Consider the following 7,774-nt stretch of genomic DNA (forward strand, 5'->3'; position numbering starts at 1 on the left):
TACTCAGCCACAGGGCAAGCAAGACAATGCTTACAAAATTATTCTACACTGAGGATAAAGTAATAAACCGGCTGATCACCCTTTACGAGAGTAACATCTGTGCGTGAACCGAACTTATCCGAAAGCTCGTTGAATGCTGTCTTTGCATCTTCTTCGCTGATGTCATTACCGTAAATAAGTGTGATAAACGAAGTATCACGGGTTACCATATTCTTGGCAAGCTTTACAACTGCCTTTACAGGATTTTTCTCTGTAATGGTAAGCTTACCGTTTTCAAGAGCAATTATATCGCCCTCTTTAATCTTCTTACCGCCAAACTCACTGTTTCTTGCTGCAAATGTAACAAGACCTGTGCCTACACCTGTTGCGGCGTCCATCATAAGCTGAGCGTTGCTTTCGGGGGAAATCTCCGAATCAAAGTTAAGAAGTGCTGTCATACCCTGCGGAATTGTTCTTGTAGGAACAATAACAACATTTCTGTCCTTAACCATAGGTATAGTCTGCTCGGCAGCAAGAATGATATTTTTATTATTCGGGAACACCAATACATTTTTAGCCGGTGTAGCCATTACCGCTGCGTAAATATCGTCTGTGCTCGGGTTCATACTCTGACCGCCAGAAACAACATTGGCACAACCTAAATCCTTGAAGAGGTTTTTAAGTCCCTCGCCTGCCGCAACCGCAACAAAGCCAAAGTCTTCAACAGGTTCTGCCGGCTCAAAAGTTTCTTTCTTAGGTTTAGCGGCAGCCTTGGCATTTTTGTGCTGTTCTTTCATATTTTCAACTTTTACTGTCAAAAGCTGACCGAACAAAAGAGCTTTTGTAAGAGCCTTACCTGGCTGTTCGGTATGAACATGAACTTTAATAATCTCTTCGTCATTAACTACTACAACGCAGTCGCCGATAGTCTGAAGATAAGATCTAAGCTCGTCCGGGTCGGGAGCGTCCTCAATATTTCTGCCTATAATAAACTCTGTGCAGTAAGTGAACTGAATATCATCGTCAAATTCAGCAGCCGCACTTTCAAAATTATCAACAGTAGCCTCTTTTTTTGCCTCGGTGTACTCAATCATTACACCGTCCTTAAGGTAGGAAAGCATACCCTCAAAGATTACACAAAGACCCTTACCGCCTGCGTCAACAACTCCTGCCTTTTTAAGAACAGGTAAGAGTTCCGGAGTAATTGCAAGTGCCTCGTTTGCCTTATTGCAAATGCACTGCCATACATAAAGGCTGTCGGAGTTTATTCTTGAAGCCTCAACACCTTCTTCATAAGCCATACGGGCTACTGTAAGGATTGTGCCCTCTGTAGGTTTCATTACAGCCTTATACGCTGCGTCAACACCGATACCGAGAGCTGCGGCAAGGCTTTTGCCGTTTACTTCTTTCATACCCTTAAGTCCCTGTGCAAAGCCACGGAAAATAAGAGATGTAATAACACCCGAGTTACCTCTTGCTCCTCTTAACATAGCGGAAGCTGTAATCTGTGCTACCTCGCCCGCATCGTCACCGTCATAATCGGCAAGAGCTTTTGCGGCAGCCATTATAGTCATAGACATATTTGTACCTGTATCACCGTCGGGAACAGGGAAAATATTAAGATCATTAATCTGATTTTTCTGTGAGCTTATATTGTTTGCACCAGAAATTATCGCATTCTTTAAGATTTCGCCGTTAAACATTGCGAACACATCCTTTATCATACAATTAAATTCATAGACATAGTTATTATATATTTTAGAACGAAATTTTGCAAGTAAAATTCGCAAAAATATAGCAAATTTAAAATTTTGGTTACCTTATTCAATTCTGAATGACTCTGCGGTCAATGTTTTGCCTGTTTTGTCATCAATATCGAAAAGCACACATTCCATTTTACATTCACCGTCCGCAAGGTCAAATCTTGCAGGCAGCTTGGTTTTGAATTTATTGATAATTATTTCGCTTTTTACACCCAAAACCGAATGAATTGTTCCTGTCATACCTACATCGGTTATATATCCGCTGCCGTTAGGCAAAACCTGTGCGTCAGAAGTCTGCACATGAGTATGTGTACCAAACATTGCAGATACCTTACCGTCAAGGAAATATCCCATAGCTCTTTTTTCGCCCGTAGCCTCAGCATGAAAGTCAACTATAATAATATTGCTCTCCGCTTTCTTAAGCATATTTTCGGCACAATCAAACGCACAATCAAGGTTGTTGTCCATAAAGGTATTGCCCATAATATTGATTACGGTAATTATCTTTCTGCCTGTATCAACATTTACAATTCCCATACCCGGAGTAGTTCCGTCAGGAAAATTTGCGGGACGAACTATAAACGGATTTTCGTCAATAAAGTCATAAGCCTCTTTACGCCTGAAAGAATGGTTGCCGAGAGTAATAACATTTACACCGCTGTCGAGAAGATAATTTGCAGATGACGGTGTAATTCCGTTGCCGTCTGCCGAGTTTTCTCCGTTGCAAAGCACAAAGTCTATTCCTTTTACTTTCTTCAAAGTCGGCAACTTATCACGCAAAAAGCGACAGCCTATACTGCCTACGACATCACCTATACATAAAATCCGCATAATATCACCCTATAATAATCTGATAAGTTTAATTATACCACATATATTTTAATCTGTCACACTTAATTCTGATGTTTGTGCTATATTTTCGTTAAAAATATAGCTGATTTCAGCATCAAAATTATTATTTCTCTTTTTTATATTGATTTTCCTGCTTACAAGCGTACTATCTTGCTTTTCAAACACTTCATAAAGCATTGACTGTGCAAGTAATTTTTTATCAAGAACAGCTTTATCCATATTTACACTGCTTTTACTAACTTCAATTTCACTCTGCGTCGTAAACTCTATCGGTATATTTGTATTGTTAAAACACAATTTCTCTTTATTTTTTACGAACACACTGTCATCATAAGACAAAAAACTTATTGAACAGGGAAATTTAAAATTTAAAAAGCTGCACATATATCTGTCGGTTCGGTTATCGGTTATCGAATAATAATCATAGCTTCTGGGCAATGTATATTCTTTTTTATATATTACATCCGCCATTATCTCGGCACTTGCGTGCACATATTCTATTGTTTCCTGCTTTGTTTCCACTATACCGCTTACAAGCAGATCTCCTTTTACAACTCCGCTGCCTTTCATTACCTTTGTTTCCCCTCTTGATGTCTTTATACTTGTTATTACTCCGTCATTATTTGCTTTTATGTTACAAGGAGTTTTAAAGTCCGGAGTATCGGGTTTCGGAGCTTTTTCTTCAATATTAACACTCATCGTACTGCCCGTAATATTAAGACTTATCCAGCCAATCTGCTCGTTTTTCAAAATCAGTCTGCGCTCGGTATTTTCGGTATCTATAGAATTTATATACGAACCTACTTTTACATTATCCTCCTCAAGAGCGGAAAGAATTTGTGAGGTACTCAAACTCTTTGTAGGCGGTGCGTCAATATACCATATAAATTTTGACAAGACCGCAATCAAAACAATTCCGATTATTGCTCCAATCAAAAGTCCCACTCTCTGCCTATAGCGTTGTACATAAAAAGGAAGTCCGTGTCTGCCTGTAACACGCATTTTCAGTTTTGATTTATAAGCTATACTGCGTATATTTTTGTAATCATATACCTGCATTGTAGCGGTCAAGCCTTTTTCTGTGGGCTTTAAATTCCATACATTAATTCCGTTACGGGTGGTAAGATTAATAAATCGTTCGGGAAATTTTCCGCTTGCAGAAAAATCGACATAGCCCTTGCTCCATCTTATAAGCTTTAACAGCATATTAACGCCCCGCTTTATGTAATAAAATCAATTCCCGTTATAAATCCCTCAATTACAACATCAACTGCAGAAATGCACTTTACCGTAAGTCCTCTGCCGCATACGGAAACAACCATTTTGTTTGTGTTAATCTTTATATTTTCGCTTTCATACCTCAACACACCTGTCGAACCCTCGATTGTTATTCGCCTGTTGCCAAGCATATCAAGTGTCGGCAAACCTGAATTTAAATCAAGCGTAAGCGAACTTGCCGATTCGTTTTTCGGCTTATCGTTTTTTCTCTGCAAAATATATCTCTCCCGTTTCATAGCTTTATTATTATTTTTATGCAGAGTGTTACATATATATTAATGGTGATTGCTATGTTTATTAAGGCAAATTTTCACAAATTTACAGCCGCACTGCTTTCGCTTGCAATAGTTATTGTATGCATAATGCTTTTAATTTTTTCAAAAGAATGTGCAGACGGAGCGTTTTCGGGAGTTGAAATGTGCATAAATGTGCTTATCCCCTCTCTGTTTCCGTTTATGGCAGTGTCATCGTTTACGGTAAAAAGCGGTATTTCCGATTTTTTAGGCAAACCTTTCGGCAAAATTATGAAATCGGTATTCGGACTAAGTCCATGCTTTGCACCCATATTACTGCTTTCGGTTACGGGAGGTTATCCTATCGGTGCAAAAAGCTGTAACGAACTTTACAAAAACGGAAATGCGGGAACAGAAGAATGTAAAAGAGCAAGTATGTTTATGGTGTGTGCGGGTCCGGGTTTTTTAGTAAGCTTTATAGGAATGTCAATTTACAACGATAAAAAAATCGGCATAATAATGCTCTGCTCACAAATTTTGTCGGTACTCATTACAGGCATTGCGAATAGAATAATAAACAGAGGGAAAATTTTCGTAACTGCCAAAGAAAGCAATAAAATCAGGCTAAGCCTTACAAAATCTCTTGTGGAAGCGGTGTACGATGCATCAAAAGGTATGTTTTCAATATGCTCGTTTGTTATAGCTTTTTCCGCCGTCGCAGGTATTCTTTCGACAGTGCTTGATGACGGATTTGTAAAAACCGCCGTGCTGTCAATATTTGAAGTGTGCACGGGTGTAAAAACGGCTTCTTCCGAATTACCTGTATGGGCAGTTGCGTTTGTGGCGGGATTTGGCGGAATATGCGTACACTTTCAAATTTTTTCAGTGCTTGGCAATCTTAAGATTAATAAATTGATATTTTTCTGTTACAGAATTATTCAAGGAATAATAACCGCACTTTTCACCTATATCGGTATGCTGATATTTTACGATACCAAAAGCGTATTTTCCGTAGGTACGGTTTCAGGCAGTTCCGTTTACGGAGGCACGGCATTTTCGGGAATTGTACTTACGGCGCTGATGATTTGCTTTTTATTTTTACTTAAAAATTACAGAAACAATTAACGGAGGTTACTTATGTGTGGTATTGCAGGTTGGTTTGACAACGAAATTGATATGAGTAAACAGATTCCTGTTCTATATAAAATGTCACAAACTCTTAGCAAGAGAGGTCCTGACGAAAACGGGCTTTACATTAATAAAGGTTGTGCTTTGCTGCACAGACGGCTTATTGTTATTGACAAAGAAAACGGCAAACAGCCTATGGCGGCACGACACAGAGGAAAAACATATATAATCGTCTATAACGGAGAGCTTTACAACACCGATGAATTAAGAGAAGATTTAAAAGCAAGCGGCTATCATTTCAGAGGGCACAGCGATACCGAAGTTGTGCTTAAATCATATATGAAATACAAAGAGAAATGCGCCGATATGCTCAACGGCATTTTTGCTTTTGCGATATATGATGTAAGCGAAAACAGTATTTTTCTTTGCCGAGATAAAATCGGAGTAAAACCGTTGTTTTATTATGAATACGACGGCGGAATTTTGTTTGCGTCAGAAATAAAGGCTCTGCTTGCAAGTAAGATTGTAAAACCGCAGATTGACGAAACAGGTCTATATGAAATTTTCTTCTTAGGTCCTGCCCGTACTCCGTCATGCGGCGTTTTTAAGGGAATTAAAGAATTAAAACCGGGTGAATCGGCACTTTATAAAAATCAAAAACTGACTAAAAAAAGTTACTTTACAATTCAGGCGAAAGAACACACGGACAGCGTTGAAGAAACTGTTGAAAAAACACGCTTTTTGCTTACCGACGCTATAAACCGTCAGCTTGTCAGCGATATGCCGCTCTGCTTTTTCCTGTCGGGCGGACTTGACAGCAGCATAATTGTAAAAACCGCCTCGCAATATTATAAGGAAAATAAGCTCGGCAAAATCAACACTTATTCGGTTGAATATCGTGACAATGAAAAATATTTTAAGAAAAGTCTGTTTCAGCCAAATGCCGATTTTGAATATATTTCACTTATGTCACGCAATGCTGACAGTCGGCACAGGGAAATTATACTTGATAACAAGGCAGTTGCCGACGCACTTTATGACAGTGTAATAGCAAGAGATTTGCCCGGTTATGTAGATGTTGACTCCTCGTTACTTTTGTTCTGCGGCGAAATCAAAAAAGATTATACCGTTGCGTTGTCGGGTGAATGTGCGGATGAACTTTTCGGCGGTTATCCATGGTACCACAACAAAGAAATTTTATTTGAAGATAATTTTCCATGGTCAAAAAGTCAGGATGTCCGCTCCTCAATATTAAAAGACGGAGTTTTGCCAAAGGGTTCAGAATATGTGCGGCAAAAATATCTTGATACAATTAACCTTGCCCCAAAACTGAAAACAGATTCAAAAACAGACGCACGAATGAGAGAGATGTTTTATCTTAATTTTTACTGGTTTATGCAATGTTTGCTTGAACGAAAAGACCGCTGTTCAATGTATAACGGACTTGAGGTGCGTGTACCGTTCTGCGACTACAGACTTGCGGAATATGCATACAATATGCCTTGGAAAATCAAAGCATATAATAACCGTGAAAAAGGAATTGTGCGAAAAGCCTTTGAGAATATTTTGCCCGAAGAAATTTGTTGGCGAAAGAAAAGTCCTTACCCTAAAACCCACAACCCGATATATTTTGACATCTGTAAAGAGCGAGTTATAAATATTCTGCAAAAGAAAAATTCACTTACCGAAATGCTAAGCAAAGAAGGTATAATGAATATAATCGAAAATCCCGACAGTATAACAACACCTTGGTACGGTCAGCTTATGCAAGCACCGCAAATACTTGCGTATATTATTGAACTTGATTATTGGTTTGAAAAATATAATGTTGAAATAGTTTAAATCTTGTGTTAAAATAGCGTAAGAATGTTCAAACGGGGTGATTGTTATAAGTACGGAAACATATAAAAGCATTGTCGGTTTCTTTAAAAGAAATAAGCCTTGCAATACCGTATTAAAATTATGCTATAACTTTCTCCCTCTTATAATGTTTGTATCGTATGGCATTCTTATTGTTTTTATGTTTTTTTCCGATATTAAAATTTTTGCAAGAATTACACTGTCACCGCTTACAGTATTTGCAATAGTTACTTTTTTCAGAAAAATATTTAACAGACCTCGACCGTACGAAAAATTTGCTACTACATCTGTATTCGGTAAAAACAAGAAAGGCGAAAGTATGCCGAGCCGTCACACCGCCTGTGCCTTTATAATTGCAATGGCATTTATGTATGTAAGTATTCCGCTCGGAATTGCTTATCTTATAATCAGCACTTTGATTATGATTTCAAGAGTCCTTGCCGGGGTGCATTTTATAAGCGATGTCATAGCAGGTATGGCAATCTCACTTCTTTACGGCTATTTTTCATTTTTTATAATTTAAATAACAGAAAAGCAGTTGCAATCCAAATAAGATTACAACTGCTTTTATTATAAGTCTATTATTTTAAATTATGGTTTAGCATGACACCTATTCTTAGTTTACACAATATTGATGTCATAAAAAATTCCTCCAAAATGATAATATAAAATTGTTGTAGA

The 7,774-nt window shown here is 38.0% G+C and carries 7 protein-coding genes; 3 read left to right on the forward strand and 4 right to left on the reverse strand.

Features of this window, described 5'->3' with window-relative positions:
- Nucleotides 1-38 precede the first annotated feature (38 nt).
- From AAAY30_RS08755 to AAAY30_RS08770, 4 genes are all read right to left on the reverse strand, one after another.
- On the reverse strand, nucleotides 39-1,682 hold the full coding sequence (locus AAAY30_RS08755; RefSeq protein WP_022233988.1) for a DAK2 domain-containing protein: 1,644 nt from the start codon (nucleotides 1,680-1,682) through the stop codon (nucleotides 39-41).
- A gap of 117 nt (nucleotides 1,683-1,799) precedes the next feature.
- A complete protein-coding gene (locus AAAY30_RS08760) occupies nucleotides 1,800-2,573 on the reverse strand; it encodes a TIGR00282 family metallophosphoesterase (RefSeq protein WP_022233989.1) in 774 nt (257 codons plus the stop codon).
- 48 nt (nucleotides 2,574-2,621) lie between these two features.
- Nucleotides 2,622-3,800, reverse strand: coding sequence for a sporulation protein YqfD (locus AAAY30_RS08765; RefSeq protein ID WP_303248529.1), 1,179 nt, complete (start codon nucleotides 3,798-3,800; stop codon nucleotides 2,622-2,624).
- Nucleotides 3,801-3,814: 14 nt separating this feature from the next.
- Nucleotides 3,815-4,087: a YabP/YqfC family sporulation protein gene (locus AAAY30_RS08770; protein WP_022233991.1), complete on the reverse strand. Its 273-nt coding sequence runs from the start codon at nucleotides 4,085-4,087 to the stop codon at nucleotides 3,815-3,817.
- A gap of 75 nt (nucleotides 4,088-4,162) precedes the next feature.
- On the opposite strand from AAAY30_RS08770, the gene AAAY30_RS08775 reads away from it, so the two are divergent.
- From AAAY30_RS08775 to AAAY30_RS08785, 3 genes are read left to right on the forward strand one after another with little or no spacing between them, the layout of a single operon-like run.
- Nucleotides 4,163-5,230: a hypothetical protein gene (locus tag AAAY30_RS08775; RefSeq protein ID WP_303248530.1), complete on the forward strand. Its 1,068-nt coding sequence runs from the start codon at nucleotides 4,163-4,165 to the stop codon at nucleotides 5,228-5,230.
- A gap of 12 nt (nucleotides 5,231-5,242) precedes the next feature.
- Nucleotides 5,243-7,075, forward strand: coding sequence for an asparagine synthase (glutamine-hydrolyzing) (asnB, locus tag AAAY30_RS08780; protein ID WP_295025967.1), 1,833 nt, complete (start codon nucleotides 5,243-5,245; stop codon nucleotides 7,073-7,075).
- Nucleotides 7,076-7,112: 37 nt separating this feature from the next.
- Complete coding sequence (locus AAAY30_RS08785; protein WP_295025966.1) at nucleotides 7,113-7,616, forward strand: phosphatase PAP2 family protein; 504 nt, start codon at nucleotides 7,113-7,115, stop codon at nucleotides 7,614-7,616.
- Nucleotides 7,617-7,774 lie beyond the last annotated feature (158 nt).

Source organism: Ruminococcoides bili, assembly GCF_040093295.1.
Taxonomy (GTDB): Bacteria; Bacillota; Clostridia; order Oscillospirales; family Acutalibacteraceae; genus Ruminococcoides; species Ruminococcoides intestinale_A.

What these genes read in the sequence shown, in the direction of transcription:
- AAAY30_RS08755 (WP_022233988.1), bottom strand. Translation starts at nt 1,682, where the DNA reads ATGTTTAACGGCGAAATCTTAAAGAATGCGATAATTTCTGGTGCAAAC.
- AAAY30_RS08760 (WP_022233989.1), bottom strand. Translation starts at nt 2,573, where the DNA reads ATGCGGATTTTATGTATAGGTGATGTCGTAGGCAGTATAGGCTGTCGC.
- AAAY30_RS08765 (WP_303248529.1), bottom strand. Translation starts at nt 3,800, where the DNA reads ATGCTGTTAAAGCTTATAAGATGGAGCAAGGGCTATGTCGATTTTTCT.
- AAAY30_RS08775 (WP_303248530.1), top strand. Translation starts at nt 4,163, where the DNA reads ATGTTTATTAAGGCAAATTTTCACAAATTTACAGCCGCACTGCTTTCG.
- asnB (WP_295025967.1), top strand. Translation starts at nt 5,243, where the DNA reads ATGTGTGGTATTGCAGGTTGGTTTGACAACGAAATTGATATGAGTAAA.